This window comes from Burkholderia sp. MSHR3999 (assembly GCF_000833595.1).
GTDB classification, from domain to species: Bacteria; Pseudomonadota; Gammaproteobacteria; order Burkholderiales; family Burkholderiaceae; genus Burkholderia; species Burkholderia ubonensis.
In genome coordinates this window covers 840561-867293 of sequence record NZ_JRFO01000001.1, presented here as the reverse complement: position 1 = coordinate 867293, position 26733 = coordinate 840561, and the positions used below count along the sequence as shown (strand labels likewise).

The 26733-nt window shown below is 67.5% G+C and carries 25 protein-coding genes and 2 pseudogenes; 3 read left to right on the top strand and 24 right to left on the bottom strand.

What is annotated here, in order from left to right; translation table 11 throughout:
• Positions 1-5: 5 nt before the first annotated feature.
• The 20 genes and pseudogenes from pdxJ to KY49_RS04130 form a co-directional block, all read right to left on the bottom strand.
• Positions 6-779, bottom strand: a complete 774-nt coding sequence (gene pdxJ / locus KY49_RS04225) for a pyridoxine 5'-phosphate synthase (RefSeq protein WP_042583482.1) — start codon at positions 777-779, stop codon at positions 6-8.
• Positions 776-1611 (bottom strand): annotated as a pseudogene (gene recO, locus KY49_RS04220) (DNA repair protein RecO). Before recO ends, pdxJ begins: the two are co-directional and overlap by 4 nt.
• Positions 1598-2497: a GTPase Era gene (gene era, locus KY49_RS04215; RefSeq protein WP_042583481.1), complete on the bottom strand. Its 900-nt coding sequence runs from the start codon at positions 2495-2497 to the stop codon at positions 1598-1600. Before era ends, recO begins: the two are co-directional and overlap by 14 nt.
• Positions 2498-2557: 60 nt before the next feature.
• Positions 2558-3781 carry a ribonuclease III gene (gene rnc, locus KY49_RS04210; RefSeq protein ID WP_042583480.1) on the bottom strand — a complete coding sequence of 408 codons (1224 nt, stop codon included), beginning with the start codon at positions 3779-3781 and terminating at the stop codon, positions 2558-2560.
• A 153-nt stretch (positions 3782-3934) separates the two neighbouring features.
• On the bottom strand, positions 3935-4828 hold the full coding sequence (gene lepB / locus KY49_RS04205; RefSeq protein WP_042583479.1) for a signal peptidase I: 894 nt from the start codon (positions 4826-4828) through the stop codon (positions 3935-3937).
• Positions 4829-4844: 16 nt separating this feature from the next.
• Positions 4845-6638, bottom strand: coding sequence for a translation elongation factor 4 (gene lepA / locus KY49_RS04200; RefSeq protein ID WP_042583478.1), 1794 nt, complete (start codon positions 6636-6638; stop codon positions 4845-4847).
• Positions 6639-6773: 135 nt separating this feature from the next.
• Positions 6774-7010, bottom strand: a complete 237-nt coding sequence (locus KY49_RS04195) for a glutaredoxin family protein (RefSeq protein ID WP_042583477.1) — start codon at positions 7008-7010, stop codon at positions 6774-6776.
• 10 nt (positions 7011-7020) lie between these two features.
• Positions 7021-8491: pseudogene (locus KY49_RS04190) on the bottom strand (DegQ family serine endoprotease).
• Positions 8492-8508: 17 nt separating this feature from the next.
• Positions 8509-9564: a MucB/RseB C-terminal domain-containing protein gene (locus tag KY49_RS04185; RefSeq protein WP_042583476.1), complete on the bottom strand. Its 1056-nt coding sequence runs from the start codon at positions 9562-9564 to the stop codon at positions 8509-8511.
• A gap of 4 nt (positions 9565-9568) precedes the next feature.
• Positions 9569-10189 (bottom strand): sigma-E factor negative regulatory protein, encoded by a 621-nt coding sequence (locus KY49_RS04180; protein WP_042583475.1) that lies wholly within the window; start codon positions 10187-10189, stop codon positions 9569-9571.
• A gap of 84 nt (positions 10190-10273) precedes the next feature.
• Positions 10274-10873, bottom strand: a complete 600-nt coding sequence (rpoE, locus tag KY49_RS04175; protein WP_042583474.1) for an RNA polymerase sigma factor RpoE — start codon at positions 10871-10873, stop codon at positions 10274-10276.
• A 91-nt stretch (positions 10874-10964) separates the two neighbouring features.
• Complete coding sequence (locus tag KY49_RS04170) at positions 10965-11366, bottom strand: hypothetical protein (protein ID WP_370445456.1); 402 nt, start codon at positions 11364-11366, stop codon at positions 10965-10967.
• Positions 11367-11440: 74 nt separating this feature from the next.
• Positions 11441-12673, bottom strand: a complete 1233-nt coding sequence (gene fabF / locus KY49_RS04165; RefSeq protein ID WP_042583472.1) for a beta-ketoacyl-ACP synthase II — start codon at positions 12671-12673, stop codon at positions 11441-11443.
• Positions 12674-12823: 150 nt separating this feature from the next.
• Positions 12824-13063: an acyl carrier protein gene (gene acpP, locus KY49_RS04160; protein ID WP_004197638.1), complete on the bottom strand. Its 240-nt coding sequence runs from the start codon at positions 13061-13063 to the stop codon at positions 12824-12826.
• 143 nt (positions 13064-13206) lie between these two features.
• A complete protein-coding gene (fabG, locus tag KY49_RS04155) occupies positions 13207-13956 on the bottom strand; it encodes a 3-oxoacyl-ACP reductase FabG (RefSeq protein WP_010091831.1) in 750 nt (249 codons plus the stop codon).
• 39 nt (positions 13957-13995) lie between these two features.
• A complete protein-coding gene (gene fabD / locus KY49_RS04150; protein ID WP_042583471.1) occupies positions 13996-14928 on the bottom strand; it encodes an ACP S-malonyltransferase in 933 nt (310 codons plus the stop codon).
• Between the two features lie 96 nt (positions 14929-15024).
• On the bottom strand, positions 15025-16014 hold the full coding sequence (locus tag KY49_RS04145; RefSeq protein WP_042583470.1) for a beta-ketoacyl-ACP synthase III: 990 nt from the start codon (positions 16012-16014) through the stop codon (positions 15025-15027).
• Positions 16015-17124 (bottom strand): phosphate acyltransferase PlsX, encoded by a 1110-nt coding sequence (gene plsX, locus KY49_RS04140; protein ID WP_042583469.1) that lies wholly within the window; start codon positions 17122-17124, stop codon positions 16015-16017.
• 124 nt (positions 17125-17248) lie between these two features.
• On the bottom strand, positions 17249-17428 hold the full coding sequence (rpmF, locus tag KY49_RS04135; protein ID WP_006401275.1) for a 50S ribosomal protein L32: 180 nt from the start codon (positions 17426-17428) through the stop codon (positions 17249-17251).
• 95 nt (positions 17429-17523) lie between these two features.
• Positions 17524-18159 carry a DUF177 domain-containing protein gene (locus KY49_RS04130; protein WP_010091827.1) on the bottom strand — a complete coding sequence of 212 codons (636 nt, stop codon included), beginning with the start codon at positions 18157-18159 and terminating at the stop codon, positions 17524-17526.
• A 185-nt stretch (positions 18160-18344) separates the two neighbouring features.
• On the opposite strand from KY49_RS04130, the gene KY49_RS04125 reads away from it, so the two are divergent.
• Both KY49_RS04125 and KY49_RS04120 read left to right on the top strand, forming a co-directional pair.
• Entirely contained in the window at positions 18345-18974 is a 630-nt protein-coding gene (locus KY49_RS04125) for a Maf-like protein (RefSeq protein ID WP_042583468.1), read from the top strand.
• Positions 18971-19693: an SAM-dependent methyltransferase gene (locus KY49_RS04120; protein WP_042583467.1), complete on the top strand. Its 723-nt coding sequence runs from the start codon at positions 18971-18973 to the stop codon at positions 19691-19693. Before KY49_RS04125 ends, KY49_RS04120 begins: the two co-directional genes overlap by 4 nt.
• 43 nt (positions 19694-19736) lie before the next feature.
• Here the strand turns inward: KY49_RS04120 and KY49_RS04115 are convergent, their stop codons facing one another.
• The 4 genes from KY49_RS04115 to KY49_RS04100 are packed head-to-tail and all read right to left on the bottom strand — an operon-like array spanning position 19737 to position 22809.
• Positions 19737-20729 (bottom strand): S49 family peptidase, encoded by a 993-nt coding sequence (locus KY49_RS04115; protein ID WP_042583466.1) that lies wholly within the window; start codon positions 20727-20729, stop codon positions 19737-19739.
• A gap of 12 nt (positions 20730-20741) precedes the next feature.
• Positions 20742-21143, bottom strand: coding sequence for a Rieske (2Fe-2S) protein (locus KY49_RS04110; RefSeq protein ID WP_010091823.1), 402 nt, complete (start codon positions 21141-21143; stop codon positions 20742-20744).
• Positions 21140-21799 carry an HAD-IA family hydrolase gene (locus KY49_RS04105; protein WP_042583465.1) on the bottom strand — a complete coding sequence of 220 codons (660 nt, stop codon included), beginning with the start codon at positions 21797-21799 and terminating at the stop codon, positions 21140-21142. Before KY49_RS04105 ends, KY49_RS04110 begins: the two co-directional genes overlap by 4 nt.
• Positions 21800-21804: 5 nt before the next feature.
• A complete protein-coding gene (locus KY49_RS04100) occupies positions 21805-22809 on the bottom strand; it encodes an RluA family pseudouridine synthase (RefSeq protein ID WP_042583464.1) in 1005 nt (334 codons plus the stop codon).
• Between the two features lie 719 nt (positions 22810-23528).
• On the opposite strand from KY49_RS04100, the gene KY49_RS04095 reads away from it, so the two are divergent.
• Positions 23529-26636, top strand: coding sequence for an Rne/Rng family ribonuclease (locus KY49_RS04095; protein WP_042584552.1), 3108 nt, complete (start codon positions 23529-23531; stop codon positions 26634-26636).
• Positions 26637-26733 lie beyond the last annotated feature (97 nt).

Genomic DNA, 26733 nt, shown 5'->3' with positions numbered 1-26733 from the left:
AGCGTTCAACGTGCGCCGTGCAGCGCCGCGACGCGCGCCGCGACCATGATCGCCTTCATCTCGCGCACCGCGTTGTCCCAGCCCGCGAAGATCGCATGCGCGACGATCGCGTGGCCGATGTTCAGCTCGACGATGCCGTCGATCGCGGCGATCTGCTGCACGTTCGTGTAATGCAGGCCGTGCCCCGCGTTGACCTTCAGGCCGAGCTGCGCGCCCGCCTGCACGCCCGCGACGATCCGCTCGTATTCGCGCTGCTGCTCGGCCGCGTCGTGCGCGTCGGCGTAGCGGCCCGTGTGCAGTTCGATCACCGGCGCGCCCGCTTCGTGCGCGGCGCGGATCTGTGTCTCGTCCGGATCGATGAACAGCGACACGCGCACGCCGGCGTCGGCGAGTTGCCGGCACGCGGCACGCACGGCCTCGAAGCGCCCCGCGACGTCGAGACCGCCTTCGGTCGTCAGCTCCTCGCGCTTTTCGGGCACGAGGCACGCGTCGTGCGGCTTGACCTCGCACGCGATGTCGAGCATCTCGGCCGTCACCGCGCATTCGAGGTTCATGCGCGTCTTCAGGAGCGGGCGCAGCTTGCGCACGTCCGCGTCGACGATGTGCCGGCGATCCTCGCGCAGGTGCAGCGTGATCGCGTCGGCGCCGGCCTCTTCGGCGGCGAGCGCCGCGCGGATCGGGTCGGGATAGCTCGTGCCGCGCGCATTGCGCAGCGTCGCGACGTGGTCGATGTTGACGCCGAGATCGATGGTGGTGGACGAAGTCAGGAAGAAGCTCATAGATTTTGCAGGTCGATCAGGATCTGGCGCGTCGCGAGCGGCGTGCCGCCGAGATAGGTGTTCAGCAGGAAGCGCATCAGCGTCTTGCTTTGCGCGACGGTCTGGGCTCGATGGTAATCGTCCTGCTCCATGTCGAGCAACGTCTGCCCGGAAACCACCGGCCAGTGCGACGGCACGTCGTCGTCCGCGCCGCGCACGCCGCGCTCGGGATCGAACACGTACAGGCGGTCGGCCTCGACTGCGCGGCGCGCGACCGTGCGGTTCAGCGCCATCGCATAGCCCGTTTCGCGCAGCAGCACGCGCTCGAACGAGCGCAGCACCTGCACCGCGGGCTCGCCATGCGCGAGGCGCGTGAGCGTCACGACGTAATGATTGAAGAGCGGCGGCTGCGGATCTTCGCGTGCGCAGAACTTGACGAGCAGTTCGTTCGCGTAGAAGCCGCACAGCAGCGCGTCGCCGGCGAGCGGCAGCATCCCGCCGACCCACTCGGCCCCCGTCAGCGTGCGCATCTCGGACTTGCCGGACCACGACAGCAGCAGCGGCTGGAACGTCTGCAGCACGCCGCGCAGCGCGGAATGCGGACGCTTCGCGCCCTTCGCGACGAGCGCGAGCCGGCCGTGATCACGCGTCAGCACGTCGATGATCAGGCTCGTTTCACGATAGGGATAGCTGTGCAGCACGAACGCCGGCTGCTCGGCGACGCGGAAATCGGACGTGCGCGAGGTCGCGCGCCGCGCCTTGCGCGGCGGTGCGGGGGCGCGGCAGGCGGCGGCGCGTCAGCGCTCGCCTCTACCGCGTGTTCGGTCGACGCCAGCGCGTCATTCGTACCCATAGGCACGAAGCCCCGCTTCGTTGTCGGCCCAGCCGCTCTTCACCTTGACGAAGGTCTCGAGATAGACGGGGCCGTCGAACAGCTTTTCCATGTCCATCCGCGCTTCGGTGCTGATCTGCTTGAGCTTCGCGCCCTTCTTGCCGATCACCATCGCCTTGTGCGAATCGCGCTCGACGAGGATCGTCGCGAAGACGCGCTTCAGCCGCCCTTCCTCCTCGAACTTGTCGATGATGACCGTGCTCGTGTACGGCAGCTCGTCGCCGGTCCAGCGGAACACCTTCTCGCGCAGGATCTCGGCCGCGAGGAAGCGCGAGCTGCGGTCCGTCAGGTCGTCCTCGCCGTAGATCGGCTCGCCTTCCGGCAGGTACGGCTTGACCGTCTCCATCAGGCGCTCGATGTCTTCCACGTGCTTCGCCGACAGCGGCACGATCTCGGTGAACTCGCGCAGCGCGCTCACCTTCTGCATGAACGGGTACAGCGTCGTCTTGTCGTTCACGCGGTCGAGCTTGTTCGCGATCAGCAGCGTCGGCACGCCGGGCGGAATCAGGTCGAGCACCTTCTGGTCGTCCGGCCCGAAGCGGCCGGCCTCGATCACGAACAGGATCGCGTCGACCGACGTCAGCGTCGACGTGACCGCGCGGTTCAGCGAGCGGTTCAGCGCGGTGCTGTGGCGGGTCTGGAAGCCGGGCGTATCGACGAAGATGAATTGCGCGTCTTCGGTCGTGTTGATGCCGGTGATGCGGTGGCGGGTCGTCTGCGCCTTGCGGGACGTGATGCTGATCTTCTGGCCGACGAGCGCGTTCATCAGCGTCGACTTGCCGACGTTCGGACGGCCCACGATCGCGATCATGCCGCAGCGGAAACCAGTGGGAGCGGTAGCGTTCATATCGATTGGGAGACAGGTTCGGAACCGGCCGCGCGGCGCGCGGCACGATCGATGGGCAATTCAGTGGCCGGCATCGGCCACGCGCGCCGGCGCAGCGGCGAGGCTCGTTTCGCCGGACGACGCATCCTGGCCGGGCGTCACGTCGCGCACGCGCGGCGCGGCGCGCTCGGCGGCCTTCTCGGTCTTCTCGGCCGCGTGAGGCGCCGCGTCGGCGCGGTGGTCGGCAGGCTTGTCGGCTGCACGCGGCGCGGCATCGGTTCGCTCGACCGCCTTGTCGGCAGGTTTCGGCGCGGCATCGGCGCGGTCCGCGGGCTTGTCCGTCGCCGGCTTCGCCGCCCGCTCGGCCTTGTCCGCACCGTGCTCGACATGCGCGGCGCGAATCGCGGCCACCGGCGCCTGCGCCGCGCGCTCGACCGCCTCCGCCACGCTGCTCGCGCCTGCCGAAGCCGCCGCGGCCTTCGCTTCGGCGCGCGCCGCGGCGCGCTCCTTCCGTTCGGGCGAGCGCAGGTCGAGCGCTTCCTGCACGCCTTTCACGCCGGGCACGATTTCCGGCTCCACGTGCTTGGCCGCGCGTGCGTTCTTCGAACGTTTCGGCTTCGCGGCCAGCATCGGCGCGGCCGCGACCACTTCGTCGAGCGCCTTCTTCGCGGCGGCCTGCTCGGCCGCGCGACGGCTCGCGCCGGAACCGGACACCTTGACGTCCAGCTTCGGCACCGTGCATTCGACCTCGAACTGCTGATTGTGCGCCGCACCATGCGTCGCGACGACCGTGTAGGTCGGCAACGCGATCTTGTGCCCCTGCAGGTATTCCTGCAGCAGCGTCTTCGCGTCCTTGCCGAGCGTGCGCGGATCGATGTGGTCGAGGATCGGGATGTAGAGCCGCTTGATCACCCCTTGGGCGGCTTCGAAGCCGCCATCGAGGAATACGGCCCCGATGATGGCTTCGAATGCGTCCGCGAGGATCGACGGGCGGCGGAACCCGCCGCTGCGCAGTTCGCCCTCGCCCAGCCGCAGCCCGTCGGAAATATTCAGGGCCTGAGCAATTTCGTACAGCGACTGCTGCTTGACGAGGTTCGCCCGCACCCGCGACAGATCGCCTTCGTCCAGCTTGCCGAAACGCTGGAACAAAAGGGCGGCCACCGCGCAATTGAGAACGGAATCGCCGAGGAACTCGAGCCGCTCGTTGTGCGTGGCACTGTGACTGCGATGGGTCAAAGCCTGGCGCAGCAATTCCGCATTGCGAAATTCATAGCGCAGCCGGCTTTCCAACTGAGATAGGGGCATGTGCAGGAGTATAACGCGGGCGCCGGTCGCGCCGAAACGACGCAGCCGGCCCCGAAAAGGCATGACGAAGCGGTGTTACCGCCGGTTCTTAAAGTAGTTCGGCAATACGCGGCGCGGCCCGGGCGCCGCGCATTGCGCGTGCATCGATCGGGATCAGTTGAAGGAGCCGATCCGCTTCAGGTCGCCGAAGTTCATCCAGATGAAGAACGCGCGGCCGACGATGTTCTGGTCCGGCACGAAGCCCCAGTAGCGGCTGTCCGCGCTGTTGTCGCGGTTGTCGCCCATCATGAAGTAATGGCCCGCCGGCACCTTGCAGATCACGCCGCGGCTGTTGTACGTGCAATTGTCGCGATACGGATAGTCGTATGCGCCCATCACGAACGGCGGCACCGCGGGGTTGTTGAGGATCGCGTTCTTGCGGCCGCCGAGCGATTCCTCGAACTGCTTCGCGTAGTTCTGCCGCTCTTCGTCGAAGTAGTCGGCCAGCGGCGTTTCGGGCACCGCCTTGCCGTTGATCGTCAGCTGCTTGTCCTGGTAGGCGACGGTGTCGCCCGGCAGACCGATCACGCGCTTGATGTAGTCGACCGACTCGTCCTTCGGGTAGCGGAACACGACGACGTCGCCGCGTTCGAGCGGACGGCCTTGCGTGAGCTTCGTGTTCGTGACCGGCATGCGCAGGCCGTAGTCGAACTTGTTGACGAGGATGAAGTCGCCGACGAGCAGCGTCGGCACCATCGAGCCCGACGGGATCTTGAACGGCTCGACGATGAACGAACGCACGACGAACACCGCGAGGATTACCGGGAAGAAGCTCGCGGTGTACTCGAGCCACCACGGCTGGCGCAGCTTCTCGTCGCGCAGCTTCGAACGGGTCTGCACCGCGTTCTCGTCGGCGAAACGCTTGTCGATGCGCGACTGCTGCTGGTCGAACGCGTCGACTGCCGCATCGGCCGCCCGCCGGCGCTGCGGCAGGAACACCATCTTGTCCGCAACCCACGCCACGCCCGTCAGTGCGACGAGCACAAAAAGAATCAGCGCAAAATTCATAAAAGGATCAGTCCTGTTATTTGTCTTCGACGCGCAAGATCGCCAGGAACGCTTCCTGCGGAATCTCGACCGAACCCACCTGCTTCATCCGCTTCTTGCCTTCCTTCTGCTTCTCGAGCAGTTTCTTCTTCCGCGTGATGTCGCCGCCGTAGCACTTCGCGAGCACGTTCTTGCGCAGCGCCTTGATGTTCTCGCGCGCGATGATGTGTGCGCCGATCGCGGCCTGGATCGCCACGTCGTACATCTGGCGCGGGATGATCTCGCGCATCTTCGCGGCGACTTCGCGGCCGCGGTACTGCGACTGCGAACGGTGCACGATGATCGACAGCGCATCGACCTTGTCGCCGTTGATCAGCATGTCGACCTTCACGACGTCCGCGGAACGGTATTCCTTGAACTCGTAGTCCATCGATGCATAGCCGCGCGACACCGACTTCAGGCGATCGAAGAAGTCGAGCACGATCTCGGCCATCGGGATTTCGTACGTGAGCTGCACCTGGCGACCGTGGTACTGCATGTTGATCTGCACGCCGCGCTTCTGCTCGCACAGCGTGATGACCGAGCCGACATAGTCCTGCGGCATGTACAGGTTCACGGTGACGATCGGCTCGCGGATCTCGCCGATCCGCGCGGGCTCCGGCATCTTCGCCGGGTTCTCGACCATGATCGTCGTGCCGTCGCTCTGCACGACCTCGTAGACCACGGTGGGCGCGGTCGTGATGAGGTCCATGTCGAACTCGCGCTCGAGCCGCTCCTGCACGATCTCCATGTGCAGCAGGCCGAGGAAGCCGCAGCGGAAGCCGAAGCCGAGCGCCTGCGACACTTCCGGCTCGTACTGCAGCGACGCGTCGTTGAGCTTGAGCTTTTCCAGCGATTCGCGCAGCGCGTCGTACTGGTTCGCCTCGACCGGGTACAGGCCCGCGAACACCTGCGGCTTCACTTCCTTGAAGCCCGGCAGCGGCTCGGCGGCCGGCTTGGTCGCGTGCGTGACCGTGTCGCCCACCTTCGCGGCGTTCAGTTCCTTGATGCCGGCGATGATGAAGCCCACCTGCCCCGCCGACAGCGATTCGAGATTGCGCGACTTCGGCGTGAACACGCCGATGTGCTCGACCGGATACTGCGCGCCGGTCGCCATCAGCTTGATCTTTTCCTTCGGACGCAGCGTGCCGTTGACGATGCGCACGAGCATCACGACGCCGACGTAGTTGTCGAACCACGAGTCGATGATCAGCGCCTGCAGCGGCGCGGCCGGGTCGCCCTTCGGCGGCGGCACCTTCGCGACCAGCGCTTCGAGCACGTCCTCGACGCCGAGGCCCGTCTTCGCGCTGCAGCGGGTGGCGTCCATCGCGTCGATGCCGATCACGTCCTCGATCTCCTCGATCGCGCTCTCGGGATTCGCGGCCGGCAGGTCGATCTTGTTCAGCACGGGCACGACCTCGACGCCCAGCTCGATCGCCGTGTAGCAGTTGGCGACCGTCTGCGCCTCGACGCCCTGGCTCGCGTCGACCACGAGCAGCGCGCCTTCGCACGCGGACAGCGAGCGGCTGACCTCGTACGAGAAGTCGACGTGCCCCGGCGTGTCGATCAGGTTCAGGTTGTACACCTTGCCGTCGCGCGCGCGATACGACAGCGCGGCAGTCTGCGCCTTGATCGTGATGCCGCGCTCGCGCTCGATATCCATCGAGTCGAGCACCTGCGCTTCCATTTCACGGTCGGCAAGCCCACCGCATACCTGGATGATGCGATCCGCGAGCGTCGACTTGCCATGGTCGATGTGCGCGATGATCGAGAAATTGCGAATATGATCCATTCAGTGCCGATCAAGCGAAAAAGGCGCGCTCGACGACTGCGGAGCACGCCTTGTGTAAGTCGGTGAAAAAACAGCCTATTTTAGCCGAAAAGCCCCCCGCCGGGCGGCATTTTGGCGACCGGCCGCCGCCGGGCCTCAGCGCCGCGCGGCGAGCGCGTTCCGCACCCGCATCTCGTCGAAGCGGTGACGGCACACTTCCGCGCCATCCAGCAGCAGCACCGGCACGTCCTCGTCGTAGCGGGCGACGAGCGCCGCGTCCGCGTCGATGTCGACGTAGTCGACCGTCACGCCGAATTCGGTCGCCACCGGCGCCAGTGCGTCGCGCATGTCGTCGCACAGGTGGCACCAGCCGCGGCCGTAGAGCGTGAACATCGCGCTCGCGTTACTTCTGGCGCGGACGCAGCGGGAAGAACTGCGTATTGTCGCCGCGCCGCACCAGCACCGCGACCGCCTTTTGCGGATCGAGCTGGGCGGTGACGTCGGCGAACTGCTTCGCGCTCGTGATGTCGGTGTCGCCGACGCGCAGCACGATGTCGCCGCGTTGCAGCCCCGCGCGCGCCGCCGGACCGTCGACGCCGTCGACCTGCACGCCGCTCCTCAGCTTCAGCGCCTTCAGCTGGTCGGCCGGAATGTCGCTGACCGTCAAGCCGAGCGCGTTGCTCTGGCGTGGCTTCTGCGGCGGCTTCTTGCCCGGATCGGCCTTCGCAGTCGTTTCGGCCGGCGTCTCGGCGATCGTGATCGGCAGATCGCGTGCCTGCCCCTTGCGCCACACGTTGATCGTCGCCTTCGCGCCCGGCTTCGTGTCGCCGACCATGCGCGGCAGATCCGACGCCGTGTCGACCGGCTTGCCGTTGAACTTCAGGATGATGTCGCCCGGCTGGACGCCCGCCTTGTCGGCCGGCCCACCCGGCTCGACGCTGCTGACGAGCGCGCCTTCCGTCTTCGGCAGGCCGATCGAGTCGGCCACGTCCTTCGTCACCTCGCCGATCGCCACCGCGATCCGGCCGCGCGTGACCTTGCCGGTCGCCTTCAGCTGGTCGGCCACGCGCATCGCCTCGTCGATCGGGATCGCGAACGAGATGCCCATGAAGCCGCCCGTGCGGCTGTAGATCTGCGAATTGATGCCGATCACCTCGCCCTGCATGTTGATCAGCGGGCCGCCGGAATTGCCGGGGTTCACGGCCACGTCGGTCTGGATGAACGGCAGGTAGTCGCCCGTGTTGCGGCTCTTCGAGCTGACGATGCCGGCCGTCACCGTGTTGTCCAGGCCGAACGGCGAGCCGATCGCGACGACCCACTCGCCGACGCGCACCTTGTTCGAATCGCCGATCGCGACGACCGGCAGGTTCGACGCCTGGATCTTGACGACCGCGACGTCGGTGCGATCGTCGACGCCGATCAGCTTCGCCTTGAACTCGCGCTTGTCGGTCAGCGTCACGTAGATCGTGTCGGCGTCGTCGATGACGTGCGCGTTGGTCATCACGTAGCCGTCGGCCGACACGATGAAGCCCGAGCCGACGCCGCGGTTCTGCTCGGTGTCGGGCGGATTGTCGGGCTGAGGCGCGTTCTTCGGGTTGCCCGGCGCCTGCGGCAGCGGAATGCCGAAGAAGCGGCGGAAGAATTCCGACATGTCGCCATTGTCGAAACCCGGCGGGAGCGCGCCGCGCGGGCCGCCCGACGGTACGTTGGCAGTCGTCCGGATGTTGACGACGGCCGGCCCGACCTTTTCGACCAGATCCGCGAAATCGGGAAGGCTGGCGGCGGGGCCGCCGCCGCGCGGAATGCGGCATGAGCGGCAGGCAAGCCGCCACCGCCGCAACGGCCAGCCATTTGCGCAGCGTGAGTTTCATCATGTCGGGAACGAAAAACGTTACTTGGAAGCCTTGTATTCTATGGCAGACGCGAATTGCTGCAACGTGGCCGGCGGCACTTCGCCGAGCACGGTGATCCAGTAGCCCCCGCGGCGCTTGACGAGCACGTGCGTCGCGCCGGTGCTGCCCGCGCCTTCCTTGCGCGTATTCTTCTCGGCCGGCTCGACGAACACCGAGACCGTCGCGAGACCGTCGGTAAAGACGGCCTGATCGACCGGAATCGGCGGGTCGCCCGCATCGCGCGCGGCCATCGGCCGCCGCACCTCGCGAATCTTCTGGAAGCCGGCGATGCTCGGCGCGAGCTGCCAGCCCTGCGCCTCCATGTCGACCGGCGCCACCGGCGGGTGCACGACCGTCCAGCCGCTCAGGCTGCGCATGCCGGACATGATCGCCGACTTGTCGGCTGCGCCCGCGCCACCCATCTGCAACTGGGAGAACGCGATCTGCTCGAGCACGTGATCGCTCGCATCGAGCGTCTGCGAGCGCAGCAGCAGGCCGCTGCGGGCGTCGGCCCACAGCTTGTAGGTGAAGCGGTACCCGTCCTTCGGCGCCAGTTCGACGACCTGTGCATCGAGCCCCGCCACGCGATCCTTGCCGAGCAGCTTCGCGTCGTAGACCGACATCACATGCTCGCCGCTCGCACCGAGCAGCGCGGGAAACGAGTCGCGGGCCTGCCGGCGCTCGACGACGCACAGCTTGCGCTCGGGCACGAACGTGTACAGCTCGTCGTTATGCCGCAGCAGCTTGCGGGGCTTGCCGTCGAGACTCTCGATCCGCTCGAATTCGCCGTCGCGGGAAGCGACATGCGTGATCCGCGACGACTGCACGTATCCGCCTCGCTGGTAGACGAACGTGCCTTCGTAACTCTGCTGCTGCGCCGCCTGCTGGATGCGGTCGAGCCAGTCCGCGGCGGCCTTGCGGGTCGCGACGGGATCGTCCGGCTGCTGGGCGTTGGCGTGAAGGGATTGAACGGACAACAACGCGGCTGCGCAAAGCAGGAAGGCCGGCAGCCGCTTCCATCCGGAGATGGCGTGATTCAACCGCAATGTCCGCATCGGGTTATTGGCTTGGCGTCGTCGTGGTCACGGCAGCGCGAATCAGCGGCATCGAGCCCGTGACGACGGGCTGCTGCGCGAATTGCTGATGCGCTTCAAGGTATTGGTCGAGGCTTGCGTCGCGAATGATGTTCGCCTCCTGCAGCCCCTGCTGCGACGGCGCCTGCGCGACCGTCACGCGCTGCAGGCCGTTCTGCTGCGGCGCACCGGTCGATGCGACCTGGACGGCGCCCGGCGCGCCGGCCGTCTGCATCTGCGGGACGACGATCCACGTCAGCGTCGCGGCGGCCGCGGCAACCGCGAAGGCCGGCACGACGCGCCGGCGCAGTGACAGCAGCCTGCGGGAAACCGGCGCGGCGGCCGGCGCGAGCAGATGCGGCTCGGCTTCGAGTCGCTCCGACAGGCGCGCGGTGAACGACGCGCTCATCGCCGGCGCCAGCGCCAGCTCGTCCGAGCGCAGCGCATCGCCGATCAGGTGGTAGTGGGCCCACGCAGCGCGATCCGCGCGGTCGAGCTCAGCCAGAAACTGCCCGTGATCCGGGCCGTCGAACATTTCGCCGTCGACCAGAGCGGAAAGGCGCTCGCCGCGCGGGCACGCCTGCGACTGCGTATTGACCGACCCCATGATGCTCCCCATCTTGCACACCCCGTCGTGACTTCACGACTCTATCGTAACTGGACCCCGACCGCGCCGGTCCGCCCGCAGCGCTTACCAGCGCTTGCCTTCGGGCGTATCGAGCAGCGGACGCAATTTTGTCGCGATTGCCTCGCGCGCCCGGAAAATCCGCGAGCGAACCGTCCCGATCGGGCAGCCCATCATTTCCGCGATTTCCTCGTAGCTCAGGCCTTCGATCTCGCGCAGCGTGATCGCCTGGCGCAGCTCCTCGGGCAGAACGGCCATTGCAGCATTGACCGTCTCGGCAATCTGCTTGCTCATCAACATCGACTCAGGCGTGTTGATATCCCTTAGTTGGTCTGCGTCGGAGAAAGTTTCCGCCTCCTCGGCATCCGCCTCGGTCGAGGTCGGCGCCCGGCGGCCCTGCGTCGCAAGGTAGTTCTTCGCCGTATTCACGGCAATCCGGTACAACCACGTGTAGAACGCGGACTCGCCGCGGAACTGCGGCAGCGCGCGGTACGCCTTGATGAACGCGTCCTGGGCCACATCCTCGACCTCGGCGGGGTCCCGCACGAGGCGCGAGATCAGCCGAATGATCTTGCGGTGGTATTTGGAGACCAGGAGTTCGAACGCCGCCTTGTCGCCTTTCTGAACGCGCTCGACCAGAACCTGATCGATTTCTTTTTCACTCACCTGACAAATCCGTTAACTAGGGATGCAACGCGGAGGGCTATTGTAGCGTTCCCGCGCCGGCCGCTGGTTACGATGCGTAACGGCCACACCATCACGCCGGCCGCGCCGCCGTCGCGGTTCTCGCCAGCACGGACAGCGCGCTGAACGCCGGCGCGTCGAGCGCGTCGGCCGGAATCAGCAACGGACGCGCGCGGCGCCCGCCCTGCCCGACCGACAGCACGAGCAGCAGGCTGCTCCAGTGAGCGTAACCGGTCACACGGCCGCGCGCGAGCAATTGCCCGGCGCGACCGAATGCCGCAACCTCGCCGAGCGCATCGACCTGCACCTCGGCCGGCAGTCGCCGCGCGCAAGCACGGGCCACGCCGAAGGCCAGCAGCGCCGCCGTCACGGCCAGCGCCCCCGCCCCGGCCGCGACGCCGGCACGCGGCGCGACGAACAGGTGCACCGCCACTGCAGCCGCCGCGATGAAAACGGCCAGCGCCACGTACAACACGGCCGAGGCCCGCAGCGCGAAACGCTGCGGGCACCCGGCCGTGATTCCGACAGGATTCGTCAAGCGATTCCGCGTCAGGCGCGCTTGAACACCAGCGTGCCGTTGGTGCCGCCGAAGCCGAAATTGTTCTTCACGGCCACGTCGATCTTCATGTCACGCGCGGTGTTCGCGCAGTAATCGAGATCGCACTCCGGATCCTGGTTGAAGATGTTGATCGTCGGCGGCGACACGTTGTTGTGCAGCGCCAGCACCGTGAACACCGATTCGAGGCCGCCCGCGCCGCCCAGCAGGTGGCCCGTCATCGACTTCGTCGAGTTCACGACGAGCTTGTACGCGTGGTCGCCGAACGCAGCCTTCACGGCATCGGATTCGTTCTTGTCGCCCAGCGGCGTCGACGTGCCGTGCGCGTTCAGGTACTGGACCTCGTCCGGGTTCATGCCGGCGTCGCGCAGTGCCGCGACCATGCAGCGGCGCGGGCCGTCCATGTTCGGCGCGGTCATGTGGTACGCGTCGCCCGTCATGCCGAAGCCCGCGACTTCCGCGTAGATCTTTGCGCCGCGCGCCTTCGCCGACTCGTACTCTTCCAGCACCATCACGCCTGCGCCCTCGCCCAGCACGAAGCCGTCGCGGTCCTTGTCCCACGGACGGGACGCGGTCGCCGGATCGTCGTTGCGGGTCGACAGCGCACGCGCCGCCGCGAAGCCGCCGATGCCGAGCGGCGACACCGTCGATTCGGCGCCGCCCGCGACCATCACGTCGGCGTCGCCGGCCTGGATCAGGCGCGCGGCGAGACCGATGCTGTGCAGGCCGGTCGTGCAGGCCGTGACGGCCGCGAGGTTCGGGCCCTTCAGGCCGAACATGATGCTCAGGTGGCCCGAGATCATGTTGATGATCGAACCCGGCACGAAGAACGGCGAAATCCGGCGCGGGCCGCGATCGACGTAGGTCTGATGGGTTTCCTCGATCATCGGCAGGCCGCCGATGCCGGAGCCGACCATCACGCCGATGCGTTCCGCATTGGCTTCGGTCACTTCCAGCCCGCTGTCCCTGAACGCCTGCATGCCGGCGGCAATGCCGTAATGAATGAAGGTGTCCATGCTGCGGGCTTCCTTCGCCGGGATGTATTCCTCGGCGTTGAAGCCCTTCACCTCGCCCGCGAAATGCACGGCCAGGTTCGACGAATCGAATTTGGTGACGGTGGCGATGCCGGACTTGCCGGCGACGAGATTGGCCCAGCCGTCGGCAACACTATTGCCAACAGGCGAAATCAGCCCCAGGCCTGTAACGACAACACGACGGCGGCTCACGGTAACCTCTTTTCCATTGGATGACAAAAACAAAAGCCACAGCGGCCACAGGAACCAGCCCTGCAAGCCCTGTGGCTGTTACTCCGTCCGGCAAGGATGCCGGCAGGATGGCGCGTCAAATGCGACAGTCGCGAAAAGCGCGGATGGCGCTTACGCCTTGACGTTTGCGCGAGCGTAGTCGATCGCTTGCTGAACCGTCGTGATCTTCTCGGCTTCTTCGTCCGGGATTTCCATGCCGAACTCGTCTTCCAGGGCCATCACCAGCTCGACGGTGTCGAGCGAGTCGGCGCCCAGGTCGTTCACGAACGAAGCTTCGTTCTTGATCTCGGCTTCTGCGACGCCCAGCTGCTCAGCGACGATCTTCTTGACACGTTGTTCGATATTGTCCATTACCCCTCCGAGGGAAAGTTCAGATTTACAAGTGCGCGCATTTTATCAGGTTTGCTGCCGGCCAAAACGCGCGTTGGCTTGATGGTCGATCAAGCGCCGATCCGCCAATAACCGGATACGGCGCGGATGGTAAACGAAAATCCTTACGACATGTACATGCCGCCGTTCACGTGCAGCGTCGTGCCGGTGATGTAACCGGCCTGCGGCGATGCGAGGAACGCGACGGCATGGGCGATGTCTTCCGGGCTGCCGAGGCGGCCAAGCGGAATCTGGGTCTTGAGCGCGGCCTGCTGTTCTTCCGGCAGCGTCTTCGTCATGTCGGTGTCGATGAAGCCCGGCGCCACGCAGTTGACCGTGATGCCGCGGCTGCCGATCTCGCGCGCAAGCGCGCGGGTCATGCCCGCGACGCCGGCCTTCGCGGCCGCGTAGTTCGCCTGGCCCGGGTTGCCGGCCGAGCCGACCACCGACGTGATGTTGATGATGCGGCCGCCACGCGCCTTCATCATCGGGCGCAGCACTGCGCGCGACAGGCGGAACACCGACTTCAGGTTGGTGTCGATCACGGCGTCCCAGTCCTCGTCCTTCATCCGCATCGCGAGCTGGTCCTGCGTAATGCCCGCGTTGTTGACGAGCACGTGCAGCGCGCCGAATTCCTTGACCGTCGCGTCGATCAGCGCTTCGGCCGCCGCCGCGTCGTTGACGTTCAGCACCGCGCCGCGTCCCGTGACGCCCGCTTCCGCGAAGGCCGCGGTGATGGCGGACGCGCCCGATTCGCTCGTGGCCGTGCCGATTACCGTCGCGCCCAGGCGCGCCAGCTCGAGCGCGATCGCCCGGCCGATGCCGCGCGACGCGCCGGTCACGATCGCAACCTGTTTATCGAGAGTCTTTTCCATGGATCGAATATCCGTCTCTGGTGGAAAGGCGCCGCCGGGTCAGGCGGTCGCCAGCTTGAGCGCTTCGTCGAGCGACGCCGGATCGAACACCGACGCGCCCGTCAGGTTGGCGTCGATGCGCTTCGTGAGGCCCGCGAGCACCTTGCCCGGACCGCATTCGATCACGTGCGTGACGCCGGTGCCGGCGATGTGCCGCACGCACTCGACCCAGCGCACCGGGCCCGCGGCCTGACGCACCAGCGCGTCCTTGATCGCGGCCGGATCGCTCACGACCGCGACGTCGATGTTGTTGACCACCGGGATCTGCGGCGCCTTCACGTCGACGGTCGCGAGGTAGTCGCGCAGTTGGTCCGATGCGGGCTTCAGCAGCGACGAGTGGAACGGCGCCGACACCGGCAGCGGCAGCGCGCGCTTCGCGCCCTTCGCCTTCGCGATCTCGCAGGCCTTTTCGACGGCCGCCTTGTTGCCGGCGATGACGACCTGCGCCGGCGCGTTGAAGTTCACCGCTTCGACGACGCCCGCTTGCGCGGCTTCGGCGCACACTGCACGCACCGTGTCGTCGTCGAGGCCGAGGATCGCGGCCATGCCGCCCTGGCCGACCGGCACCGCCGTCTGCATCGCCTGCGCGCGGAAGCGCACGAGCGGCACCGCGTCCTTGAACGCGATCGCACCGGCGGCAACCAGCGCCGTGTATTCGCCGAGGCTGTGGCCGGCGACGATCGACGGCGCCGGGCCGCCCGCCTGCTGCCACGCGCGGTAGCACGCATACGCGGCCGTCAGCATCACGGGCTGGGTGTTGGTGGTGAGATTCAGCTCTTCAGCCGGACCTTCGGCGATCAGCTTGCCGAGATCCTGATTGAGCGCATCGGACGCTTCCTGGAGCGTTTCGCGCACGACAGCCAGATCGGCGAATGCATTGAGCATGCCGACCGACTGCGAGCCCTGCCCCGGAAAAACGAACGCAAATTTCATATCGTCCCCAATTGAATCGATTCGGACGGCGCGCGCGCACGGCGCGCCGGATGGGAGCGCGCGCAGCAGGCACGCGCAGCAGTCGCGTGTGACGGCTTAGAAGCGGAACACCGACGCGCCCCACGTGAAGCCGCCGCCGACGCCCTCGATCAGCACGTGCTGGCCGCGCTTGATGCGGCCGTCGCGCACCGCAGCGTCGAGCGCGAGCGGAATCGACGCGGCCGACGTGTTGCCGTGTTCGCCGACCGTCACGACCATGCGCTCCTGCGGCAGGCCCAGCTTGCGGCAGGTGCTCGTCATGATGCGGATGTTGGCCTGGTGCGGAATCAGCCAGTCGACCTGCTCGGGCGCGAGGTTCGCCTTGGCGAGCGCCTCGATCGCGACCTTCTCGAGCACGTTGACCGCGAGCTTGAACACGGCCTGGCCATCCATGTGAAGGAATGCGTTGCCGGCGACCACGCCGCCGTTGACGTGGCCGGGCACGCAGAGAATGTCCGCGTAGCTGCCGTCCGCGTGCAGCGCGCTGCCGAGCACGCCCGGCTCCTCGGAGGCGGACAGGATCACCGCGCCCGCGCCGTCGCCGAACAGCACGCAGGTCGTGCGGTCCTTGAAGTCGAGGATGCGCGAGAACGTCTCCGCGCCGACGACGAGCGCCGTGCGGTGCTGGCCGCTGCGGATGAAGCTGTCGGCCGTCGCCATCGCGTACGCGAAGCCGGAACACACGGCCTGCACGTCGAACGCGGCGCCGCCGTTCTTGATGCCGAGCTTGCTCTGCAGCAGGCAAGCGGTGCTCGGGAACACGAAATCGGGGGTCGAAGTCGCGACGATGATCAGGTCGATCGACTGCGGATCGATATCGGCCGCCTCGATCGCGCGTCGCGACGCTTCAAGCGCGAGGTCGCTCGTCGCGACGTCCGGTGCGGCGAAGTGGCGCGCATGGATGCCCGTGCGCGCAACGATCCACTCGTCGCTCGTCTCGATGCCGTCCTTCGCAAGGCGATCGGCCAGCTGCTGGTTCGTGACACGGTCGGGCGGCAGGAAGCTGCCCGTGCCGAGCACGCGGGAATAGAGAGTCGATTGGGCCATTTATGCTTTAGAGGATAGCGCAGCGGAGGGCTCGGCGTGCTGGCCTGCGGCGGGACTCGCGTGGCCTGCGCCGCTCGCGTCATGCCCGGCGGCGTCGCCGAGCGATCCGGAATTATCCGCCATCGCGCGCGCGAGGCGCTCCAGGACGCCATTTTTGACGGCATCATACCCGCGTTTGATCGCCCACTCAAACGCGTAGGCGTCCGCGGAGCCGTGGCTCTTGATCACGAGGCTCTTCAGGCCCAGCAGCGCCGCGCCGTTGTACTGGCGGTGGTCGACGCGCTTCTTGAAGCGCAGCAGCACCGGCAGCGCGAGCACGGCCATCAGATTCGACAGCAGCGAGCGGCCGAATTCCTCGCGGATGATGTCGGACAGCATCTGCGCGAGGCCTTCGGACGTCTTCAGTGCGACGTTGCCGACGAAGCCGTCGCACACGATCACGTCGACCGTGCCCTTGTAGATGTCGTTACCTTCGACGTTGCCGCGGAAATTGAGCGTGCTTGCGCGCAGCAGTTCACCCGCGCGCTTGATCGTCTCGTTGCCCTTGATGACCTCTTCGCCGATGTTCAAGAGGCCGATGGTCGGCCGCTCCTTGCCCTCGAGCGCCGCCACGAGCGCGTGCCCCATCTCCGCGAACTGCAGCAGGTGCTGCGGTTCGCAATCGACGTTCGCGCCGAGGTCCAGCATCATCGTGTAGCCGGTCGGGTTCGGCAGCGCGAACGCGATCGCGGGCCGCTCGATGCCGGGCAGCGTCTTGAGCACGTAACGGGAGACGGCCATCAGCGCGCCGGTATTGCCGGCGGAGATGCAGGCCTGGGCCTGGCCTTCCTTGACTTGGTTGAGGGCGACGCGCATCGAAGAATCCTTCTTCTTGCGCAATGCCACTTCGACCGGATCGTCCATCGCCACGACTTCGGTGGCGGGCACGATGGTCAGCGCAGGGTCGTCGAGCGCCTTGCACTTCTTGAGCTGCGCACGGATCGCACTCTCGATGCCGACGAGCATCAGGTGCGCATCGGGGTGCGCGCGAACGAACTTGACTGCCGCGGGAACGGTCACGGACGGGCCGTGGTCGCCTCCCATGCAATCGATTGTGAGCTTTACAGTCATGGAATGCGACGAATTTCAGGCACAAAAAAGCGGCAGTTGAATGCCGCCTTTTTGTTGAGCCAGGAAAGTGTCAAGCGAACCAGTGGTCACGCGAACGGCGATCGCAGCACGCGTGACATGACGCTTAGTCGTTCTTCGTCTTGACGACTTTCTTGCCGCGATAGTAGCCGTTCGGGCTGATGTGGTGACGCAGGTGCACTTCACCCGTGCTCGGCTCGACTGCCAGCGGCGCTGCCGTCAGGAAATCGTGCGAACGATGCATGCCGCGCTTCGACGGCGACTTCTTGTTTTGCTGGACTGCCATGACTAACTCCTAAAAATTTTCCGGATTCTAACACAGCCCGATCCGGCGCTTAACTACCCTGGCCCACGGCCCTACGCCTTCCCGCGCCACACTGCTCAGTGTTTCTTGTTGCCGTCCCCGCCCTTCTTCAGCGCTTCGAGCGCTGCAAACGGATTCGGCTGTTTGCCTTCGTCCCCGTCTTCTTCGGACGCTTCGTCCGATTCGTCCGAGGGACCGCTCGCACCCGACACGAGGCTTTCGTGAACCGCCGGGCAAACCTCGTGCTTGGGCACGAGCGGCAGCGAAAGCAGCAACTCCTCCTCGATCAAGTCGACGAGATCGAACTGGCGGGAGCCCACGATCACATCGGCTTCATCGTCGTCGAGCGGAAATTCTTCAGCTTCTTCTTCGGTCGCGACGACCCGGTACGTCATGTCGACGTCGAACGCCTGGTCGCACGGACTCATGCAGCGCTGGCACGTGAGCCACGCATGGCCGTGCAGCGCAAGGCGCAGATAAGGCTGCTGCCCCTCGGCGCCGTCGTCCTGCAGCTCGTTCTGGGTGAACCCTTCCGCCTGCCAGGTGAAGACCGTGTCGCGATCTGGCGCGTCCGCCGGCACTTCGTTTAACATGCGCGGCAGCTGCGAAAGGCGCACCGCGCCGGCCGCCTGCCGCCCGCTGCGGGCGAATTCGAACAGGTCGACCGCGTGCGGATCGAGCGAAACCGCAGGTTTGCCAGAAGAGGTGCTCATGTGCGCTCCTGCGTATCGATCCGGCCGTGCGCCGTGAACTTCCGAAGACCCGGCAGACGCCCAACCAGGAGCCTGCCGATGAAAAGCGGGAAAGCATACCCGTTTTACCTTTTCCGGTCAATCACTTAAGCTTACGCCCGCGCGCGCCGTCGCGTCGCGCCCCGACGACTCATCACCAACCGACCATGCCGGACACCTTTTGCCGCTCGCCGCGGCTGATTCTCGCCTCCAGTTCCCGTTACCGCCGCGCGCTGCTCGAGCGGCTCGGCGTACCGTTCGACGTCATGTCGCCCGACCTCGACGAAACCCCGCTGCCCGGCGAGACGCCGGCCGCAACCGCGCTGCGCCTTGCCGGCGCGAAGGCGCGCGCGGTTGCCGCCACGATCGACGCGCCGGACGGCGTGCTCGTGATCGGCTCCGATCAGGTCGCGACCTTCGACGGCCTGCAGATCGGCAAGCCCGGCACGCACGAGCGCGCGCTTGCACAGCTCGTCTCGATGCAGGGCCGCGAGGTCGAATTCCACAGCGCGCTCAGCCTGTACGACAGCCGCACCGGCGAATCGCAGAACGAGGACGTCGTGACGCGCGTGCGCTTCCGCACGCTGCCCGAGACCGAACTCGACGCCTACCTGCGGGCGGAAACGCCCTACGACGTCGCCGGCAGCGCGAAATCCGAGGGGCTCGGCATCGCGCTGCTCGACGCGATCGACTCGGACGACCCGACCGCGCTCGTCGGGCTGCCGCTGATCGCGCTGACGCGGATGCTGCGCGCCGCGCACTACCCGCTGTTCGCCGCCCGCGGAGACCGCGCATGACGGCCGGCACGCTCTACCTGGTGCCGAACACCCTCGGCGACGGCGACGCATCGATGCTGGCCGCCGTGCTGCCCGCCGCCGTGCAGGCGCAAGCCGGCACGCTCGGCTACTACATCGGCGAAAACGCGAAAACCACGCGCGCGTTCCTGAAGAAGATCGGCACGACGCGGCCGATCCAGGAAATCCAGATCCGCGAGCTGAACGTCAACACGCCGGCCGGCGAGATCGACCGGCTGCTCGCGCCGGTGCTGGCCGGCGCGGACGCCGGGCTCGTGTCCGAGGCCGGCTGCCCGGCCGTCGCCGACCCGGGCGCGCTGCTGGTGCGCCGCGCGCACGAGCGCGGCGTGAAGGTCGTGCCACTCGTCGGGCCGAGCTCGATCCTGCTGGCGCTGATGGCGTCCGGCCTGAACGGCCAGAGCTTCGCGTTCAACGGCTACCTGCCGGTCGACGCGGGCGCACGCGCGAAGCGGCTGCGCGAGCTCGAGCAACTGTCGCGCAAGGCGCGCCAGACGCAGATCTTCATCGAGACGCCGTACCGCAATCACGCGATGCTCGACACGCTCGTCGCGACCTGCGCGCCATCGACGCTGATCTGCGTCGCGGCCGACCTGACGCTCGCGACCGAGACCATCGCGAGCCGCACCGCGGCGGAATGGAAAAAGGCGCCGGTGCCCGATCTGCACAAGCGCCCTGCGATCTTCCTGTTGCTGGCGAACTGACGGCGGAACCCGCGCCGGGTCTCGCCCGGCGCGCGAACCGCCCCTAGCGCAAGCTCAACTGCGCGCCCGAAGCCAGCGCCTTCATCGCGGCATTGCCGACCGCCGCGCCGAACTTGCGCGCGACGCGGTTCGTCAGGCTCTCCTTCACCGTGTAGTCGACGAGGTCGGGCGCCTTCAGCACGTCGCGCGCGACCGAGTCGGTCGTGCCGAAGCCGTCCGCGAGCCCGAGCTCGACGCCCTTCTCGCCGGTCCAGAACAGGCCCGAGAACATGTCCGGCGTCTCGTGCAGGCGCGCGCCGCGCCCATCCTTCACCGCCTTGATGAACTGCGCGTGCACCTGATCGAGCAGCGCCTGCGCGTGCGTGTCCATCTTCGGGGTTTCCGGCGAGAACGGATCGTAAAAGCCCTTGTTCTCGCCCGACGTATGCAGGCGCCGCTGGATGCCGAGCTTGTCCATCAGGCCGGTGAAGCCGAAGCCGTCCATCAGCACGCCGATCGAGCCGACGATGCTCGCCTTGTCGACGTAGATCCGGTCAGCCGCCGCCGCGATGTAATAACCGCCCGACGCGCACATGTCGGTCACGACCACGTACAGCGGCTTGCCCGGGTATTTCGCGCGCAGGCGCTTGATCTCGTCGTAGACCATGCCCGCCTGCACCGGGCTGCCGCCCGGGCTGTTGATCTGCAGCACGACGCCGACCGCGCCGTCGTCGTCGAACGCGGCGTTGAGCGCCGTGTTGATGTCGTCGGCGTTCGCGTTGACGCCGGCCGCGATCTCGCCGTCGATCGTCACGACAGCCGTGTGCCGGCCGCTCGTCGAGAACTTCGCATCGCTCGAGAAATCGATCAGCGCGAACGCGAGCAGCAGGAACACGGCGAGGAACGCGAAGCGGAAGAAGATCTTCCAGCGCCGTGCCGCGCGCTGCTCCTTCACCGCCGCGAGCGCGATCCGCTCGAGCGCCGCGCGCTCCCAGTTCGGTTCGCGGCCGTCGGGGCGGGAGGAGGAATCGGGAGGAGTCGTCGGTTGGTCGGCCATGCGTGGTTGTCGTCAGTCAGTCGTGGCGGGACGCAGATCGGCGTCGGGCACCCAGAATACCGCGCGGCCGTCGGGCGTGTCCCGCTCGTCGACCTCGACCGGCCGCAGGCGGCCGCCGCGGCACGGACCGCCGACACATTTGCCGGTGTCCGGCGCATAGATCGCGCCATGCGTCGCGCACATCAAGTATAGGCCCGACGATTCGAAGAACTGGCCCTCGGCCCAGTCGAGCTCCATCGGCACGTGCGCGCAGCGGTTCAGGTAGCCGTACGCGCGGCCGTCGTAGCGCACGAAGAACACGACGGCCTGCTCGCCGCGCAGCGTCGCGTCGACGCGCACGCCGGCGCCGCCGTCGGCCAGTGCGTCCGACGCGCAGACGCGCACCGCGTCCGGGGCGGGAACGGCTGCGCTCATGCGAACTCCCGCAGCCAGCCGGCCAGCGCCTCGACGTCCGGCGCGACGAAGCGTGGCGCCAGTGCGGCGAGCGCGTCGGCCGAATGCGCGCCGTACGCGACGCCGATGCCGGCCGCACCCGCGCTGGCCGCCATCTGCAGATCGTGGGTCGTGTCGCCGATCATCACGGTGCGCGCCAGATCCTGCCCCAGTTCCCGGCCCAGTTCCTGAAGCATCGCCGGATGCGGCTTCGAGAACGTCTCGTCCGCGCAGCGCGTCGCGTCGAACAGGCTCGTCAGCTTCGCCTGGTCGAGCGCGCGGTTCAGCCCGACCCGGCCCTTGCCGGTCGCGACCGCCAGCAGGTAGCCGGTGTCGCGCAGCTCCGCGAGCAGTTCGCGCACGCCGGCGAACAACTCGATGCGCTGGTCCTTGATCAGGTAGTGATAGCGGTAGCGCTCGGCGAGCCGCGGATAGTCGGACGGATCGAGGGTCGGCGCCGTGATCTGCAGCGCGTCGCGCAGGCCGAGGCCGATCACGTAGCGGGCCGCCTCGTCGGACGGCGCGGGCAAGCCGAGATCGCGGCATGCCGCCTGGATGCTGAAGGCGATGTGCGCCGTCGAATCCATCAGCGTGCCGTCCCAGTCGAAGACGATCAGGTCAAATTGCTGTCGTGCCATGCGGTTCAAGCGGTATCGCGCAATGCGCTCAGTTGGTCGAGGAAGCGCCGGCATTCGTCCGGCAGCGGCGCGTCGAACTGCAGCGCCTCGCCGGTCAGCGGATGCGCGAGCCGCAGCCGGTGCGCATGCAGGAACATGCGCTTCAGCGACGGCTGCGCGTTCGCGCGCGACAGCGCCTTGTTCAGTGCGAAATCGCCATACTTGGCGTCGCCGGCGATCGGCAGGCCGAGATGCGCGAGGTGCACGCGAATCTGATGGGTCCGACCCGTTTTGAGTTCCGCTTCGACGAGCGCATAGTCGGGCCAGCGCTCGACGAGGTTGAACACGGTGTGCGACGGCAGGCCATCGTCCTGCACGCGCACCCGGCGCTCCCCTTCCGGGGTCGTGTACTTGAACAGCGGCGCCTTCACCGCGCGGCGGCGGCCCCAGTCGGACTGCCACTCGCCGTGCACGCACGCGAAATAGCGCTTGTCCATCCGGTTCTCGCGGATCATCTCGTGCAGGCCGACGAGCGCGGCACGCTTCTTCGCGAGCATCAGGACGCCGGACGTCTCGCGGTCCAGACGATGCACGAGTTCGAGGAATTTCGCCCGCGGGCGCGCCTGGCGCAGCTGCTCGATCACGCCGAACGCGACGCCGCTGCCGCCGTGCACCGCGACGCCGGCCGGCTTGTCGATCACGAGCATCGCGTCGTCCTCGAACAGCACGTCGAAATGCGCGGGCGGCACGACCGACTTGTCGGCGCGCGCGAGATCGGCCGCGGCCATCCGCACCGGCGGCACCCGCACGATATCGCCGTGCGCGAGCCGATACTGCGCGTCGACCCGACCCTTGTTCACACGGACTTCCCCGCTGCGCAGGATCCGGTAAATATGGCTTTTCGGCACGCCTTTACAGACGCGCAACAGGAAATTGTCGATCCGCTGACCCGCGGCAGTTTCGTCGATCTCGACCATCGAGACCTGGCCGCTTGCGACCGAATTCTGGGATATTTTGCCTAACTCATTCATACTGAATATAATTTTGCCCAGCCTGACGTAGCGGGCGGCCTGATCGGCCGGCACGGACGGATTGGGCAAGGCGCAAGCGCAAACCGTCATTTTACTTGCGCCGGGGGCTGGCTGCTCGCCCCGAACAAAGAGAAGCAGCAAGTTGCACGCACGGCGCCGGCCGCCGGCAGGGATCACGCCCACAGGCGGATTCGGTCGGCAAGGCGCCGCGGTAACGGAAAGTTGGTTGAAAAGAATTTAATTGGCAGCCGGGCGGCGCGACGCGTCCGATCCGGCTGCCGGTTGCGAAAAACGGCGTTGCGCCCGATTTGGCCCCGCGAAGCGTGCGGGGACTGGCGACGTCAAACCAAGGAAGAACACCCCAGGCGGGAAAGTCGGGCTGGATTCGATACTCCCCGCTGCGGCCCAAGCCGCAGCATCTGCCGCCCGTCGGCGCGCGCGACTTTCTGTGCGCGCCCGCGGCAGTGCCCGGTCTGAGGCTTAGCGCGCTTGTGCAGCGTGCGGAGTGTGGACGCCGTGCTTTGAAGCCGTGTTCGCAGGTGCCCTATGGCCGCCGGCCCCGTCGTTCGGGACCCAAGCGCCTCTTCAGGCAATTCTCCCCGCCATCGATCCCGCTCCAGCGTGCTTGTGACAACACAACAAGGCGCGGCCTGCCGTCGTTCCCGCCCTTGCGGCTGACAACCGCGAGGCGCCGGCAGCAGAGCCGCCTGGAGTCGTTCATGAAACGCATGCTGTTCAATGCGACGCAGCAGGAGGAGCTGCGCGTCGCCATCGTCGATGGGCAAAAACTCATCGACATCGATATCGAGACCGCCGGACGCGAACAACGCAAAGGCAATATCTACAAAGGCGTCATCACCCGCATCGAGCCGTCGCTCGAAGCCTGCTTCGTCAACTACGGCGAAGACCGCCACGGCTTCCTGCCGTTCAAGGAAGTCGCCCGCCAGTACTTCAAGGAAGGCGTCGACATGCGCTCCGCGCGCATCCAGGACGCGCTGCGTGAAGGCCAGGAGCTGATCGTCCAGGTCGAGAAGGAAGAGCGCGGCAACAAGGGCGCGGCGCTCACGACGTTCATCTCGCTCGCCGGCCGCTACCTCGTGCTGATGCCGAACAACCCCCGCGGCGGCGGCGTGTCGCGCCGCATCGAGGGCGACGAGCGCCAGGAACTGCGCGAAACGATGGCGCAGCTGCAGATTCCGGACGGCATGAGCATGATCGCCCGCACCGCGGGCATCGGCCGCAGCGCCGAGGAACTGCAGTGGGACCTGAACTACCTGCTGCAGCTGTGGCGCGCGATCGAAGCCGCATCGCAGAGCGGCCGCTCGGGCGAGCCGATGCTGATCTACCTGGAATCGAGCCTCGTGATCCGCGCGATCCGGGACTATTTCCAGCCGGACATCGGCGAAATCCTGATCGACACGACCGAGATCCACGATCAGGCCCGTGCGTTCATGGACATCGTGATGCCGGACAACGTGTCGAAGGTGAAGCGCTACCACGACGACGTGCCCCTCTTCTCCCGCTTCCAGATCGAGCACCAGATCGAGACCGCGTATTCGCGCACGGTGCCGCTGCCGTCGGGCGGCGCGATCGTGATCGACCACACCGAGGCGCTCGTCGCGATCGACGTGAACTCGGCGCGCGCGACCAAGGGCGCGGACATCGAGGAAACGGCGACCCGCACCAACCTCGAGGCGGCCGACGAAGTCGCCCGCCAGCTGCGCCTGCGCGACCTCGGCGGCCTGATCGTGATCGATTTCATCGACATGGAATCGGCCAAGAGCCAGCGCGAGGTCGAGCAGCGCCTGAAGGATGCGCTCAAGCATGATCGCGCCCGCGTGCAGATGGGCAAGATCTCGCGCTTCGGCCTGATGGAGCTGTCGCGCCAGCGGCTGCGCCCGGCGCTGTCCGAAGGCAGCCACGTGACCTGCCCGCGCTGCAACGGCACCGGCCATATCCGCGACACCGAATCGTCCGCGCTGCAAGTCCTGCGGATCATTCAGGAAGAAGCGATGAAGGAAAACACCGCGGCAATCCACTGCCAGGTGCCGGTCGAGGTGACCGCCTTCCTGCTCAACGAAAAGCGCCAGGAAATCAACAAGATCGAGTCGCGCTTCAAGGTCGGCATCGTGCTGATCCCGAACAAGCACCTCGATACGCCGCACTACAAGCTCGAGCGCCTGCGTCACGACGACGCGCGCCTGGACGATCCGCGCGCCTCGTGGAAGATGGCCGAGGAAGCCGCCCGCGAGCTGGAATCGGAAACCGGCTACAGCAAGCGCGCCGCCGAAGTGAAGCCGAAGCAGGAAGCCGCGGTCAAGGGCATCACGCCCGAGCGACCGGCGCCGAGCCCGGCGCCGCAGCGTCCGGCCGAGCCGACGCCCGCGCCCGTCCCGGTCGCCGCTGCAAGCGGCGGCATCATCGGCTGGCTGAAGGGCCTGTTCGGCATGCAGCCGGCGCCCGCGCCCGCCCCGGCTCCGGCCCCCGTGAAAGAGCAGGCCGCCCGCCCGGCGCGCGAGCGCACCGAGAAGTCCGAGCAGCGCGGCGAACGCGGCGGCGATCGCGATCGCAATCGCAACCGCCGCGGCGGCGCCCAGCAGCCGCAAGGCGGCCGCGACCAGGCCGCAGCCGGCCGCGGCGGCCAGCCGCAGCGTCCGGAGCGCGAAGGCAAGGAAGCCCGTGAAGCACGCGAGCCGCGTGAAGGCCGCGAGGGTCGCGAAGGCCGCGAAGGCCGTGGCCAACGCGAGCCGCGTGAAGCGCGCGAGGGCCGCGAAACCCGCGAGCCGCGTGAAAGCCGCGAGCCGCGCGAGCGCGTCGAGCAGCCGGAAGCCGTCGAGGCAGCCGGTCGCGGCGAGCGCCAGGAACGCGGCGAACGTCGCGAGCGCGGCGAGCGCCGCAAGCCGACCCAGCATGCGGCCACGCTCGAAACGGTCACCCGCGGCGAAAGCCATCCGGAACTCGAAGCCGACAAGGCCGCTGCCCTGCCGGGCGCCGAGGTGACGGCCGACGCCGAAGCCGGCGCGCGTGACGGCGAGGAACGCCGCCGCCGCCGTCGCGGCCGCCGCGGCGGTCGTCGCGAGCGCGAGGAAGACGGCGCGATCGTCGCCCACGCAGCGGAAGGCGCTGAAGGCGAAGCCGCTGTCGCACCGGCAGCGGAGCCCGTTGCGCATGCAGCACCGGTCGCCGAAGCGCCGCACGCGGCAGCACCGGCAGTCGCGGCGGCTGTCGCGGCAGCCGGCGCCGTCGTTGCGGAAGCGGTCGCGCACGCAGAGCCGGCCACTGCCGACATGCAGCCGGAACCGGCTCGCGTCGAGCCCGCACCGGCCGTCACCGCGGTCGAACCCGCCGTCGCGGCGCAACCGGTTGAAACCGCTGCGCCGGTCGCTGCGGCCGAAGCCGGCCCCGCCCCGGTCGCGGTCTCGCCGAACGATGCGCTGGAAGTGCCGGAAGCGCCTGCGGCCGTCGCAGCGCCGCAACCTGCACCGGTCGCCGAAGTCGCCCCGGCCGCCCCGGTCGCGATGGTCGAAACCGCCCCGGCGGTGGCAGCCGAGCCGGTTCGCGTCGAAGCGGCGCCGGTCGAGGCTGCCGTGGCCGCCCCGGTCGTCGAGCAAGCGCAACCGGCTGCCGCGGCGCCCGCCTCGGCCAGCCTGGAGTCGGTGCTGACGCAAGCCGGGCTCGTCTGGGTGAACACGGACGCCGACAAGTTCCGCGCCGCGCAGGACGCCGCCGCGCAGCTCCCGCGGCCGGCTCGCGTGCCGCGTGAGCGCAAGGCGCTGCCGCCGGTCGACACGACGCCGATGCAGCAGGTGGAAACGACGCATCACTGATCGCGTCCGCCGTCACGAAAAAGCCCGCTTCGGCGGGCTTTTTCACGTCCGCGCCGAGGGTTTTCCGCCCGCAGCCCGCCCCGGCGCTTGCGGCTAG

Bases quoted from the DNA above. Each gene is read 5' to 3' on its own strand.
- lepA (WP_042583478.1), bottom strand. From the start codon at position 6,638: ATGGATCATATTCGCAATTTCTCGATCATCGCGCACATCGACCATGGC.
- fabG (WP_010091831.1), bottom strand. From the start codon at position 13,956: ATGGAAAAGACTCTCGATAAACAGGTTGCGATCGTGACCGGCGCGTCG.
- rnc (WP_042583480.1), bottom strand. From the start codon at position 3,781: ATGCCCCTATCTCAGTTGGAAAGCCGGCTGCGCTATGAATTTCGCAAT.
- KY49_RS04180 (WP_042583475.1), bottom strand. From the start codon at position 10,189: ATGGGGTCGGTCAATACGCAGTCGCAGGCGTGCCCGCGCGGCGAGCGC.
- KY49_RS04130 (WP_010091827.1), bottom strand. From the start codon at position 18,159: ATGAGCACCTCTTCTGGCAAACCTGCGGTTTCGCTCGATCCGCACGCG.
- KY49_RS04145 (WP_042583470.1), bottom strand. From the start codon at position 16,014: ATGGCCCAATCGACTCTCTATTCCCGCGTGCTCGGCACGGGCAGCTTC.
- fabD (WP_042583471.1), bottom strand. From the start codon at position 14,928: ATGAAATTTGCGTTCGTTTTTCCGGGGCAGGGCTCGCAGTCGGTCGGC.
- KY49_RS04120 (WP_042583467.1), top strand. From the start codon at position 18,971: ATGACGGCCGGCACGCTCTACCTGGTGCCGAACACCCTCGGCGACGGC.
- lepB (WP_042583479.1), bottom strand. From the start codon at position 4,828: ATGAATTTTGCGCTGATTCTTTTTGTGCTCGTCGCACTGACGGGCGTG.
- KY49_RS04110 (WP_010091823.1), bottom strand. From the start codon at position 21,143: ATGAGCGCAGCCGTTCCCGCCCCGGACGCGGTGCGCGTCTGCGCGTCG.
- KY49_RS04100 (WP_042583464.1), bottom strand. From the start codon at position 22,809: ATGAATGAGTTAGGCAAAATATCCCAGAATTCGGTCGCAAGCGGCCAG.
- rpmF (WP_006401275.1), bottom strand. From the start codon at position 17,428: ATGGCAGTCCAGCAAAACAAGAAGTCGCCGTCGAAGCGCGGCATGCAT.
- KY49_RS04095 (WP_042584552.1), top strand. From the start codon at position 23,529: ATGAAACGCATGCTGTTCAATGCGACGCAGCAGGAGGAGCTGCGCGTC.
- KY49_RS04195 (WP_042583477.1), bottom strand. From the start codon at position 7,010: ATGTTCACGCTCTACGGCCGCGGCTGGTGCCACCTGTGCGACGACATG.
- pdxJ (WP_042583482.1), bottom strand. From the start codon at position 779: ATGAGCTTCTTCCTGACTTCGTCCACCACCATCGATCTCGGCGTCAAC.
- KY49_RS04125 (WP_042583468.1), top strand. From the start codon at position 18,345: ATGCCGGACACCTTTTGCCGCTCGCCGCGGCTGATTCTCGCCTCCAGT.
- era (WP_042583481.1), bottom strand. From the start codon at position 2,497: ATGAACGCTACCGCTCCCACTGGTTTCCGCTGCGGCATGATCGCGATC.
- plsX (WP_042583469.1), bottom strand. From the start codon at position 17,124: ATGACTGTAAAGCTCACAATCGATTGCATGGGAGGCGACCACGGCCCG.
- KY49_RS04115 (WP_042583466.1), bottom strand. From the start codon at position 20,729: ATGGCCGACCAACCGACGACTCCTCCCGATTCCTCCTCCCGCCCCGAC.
- KY49_RS04105 (WP_042583465.1), bottom strand. From the start codon at position 21,799: ATGGCACGACAGCAATTTGACCTGATCGTCTTCGACTGGGACGGCACG.
- KY49_RS04185 (WP_042583476.1), bottom strand. From the start codon at position 9,564: ATGCGGACATTGCGGTTGAATCACGCCATCTCCGGATGGAAGCGGCTG.
- acpP (WP_004197638.1), bottom strand. From the start codon at position 13,063: ATGGACAATATCGAACAACGTGTCAAGAAGATCGTCGCTGAGCAGCTG.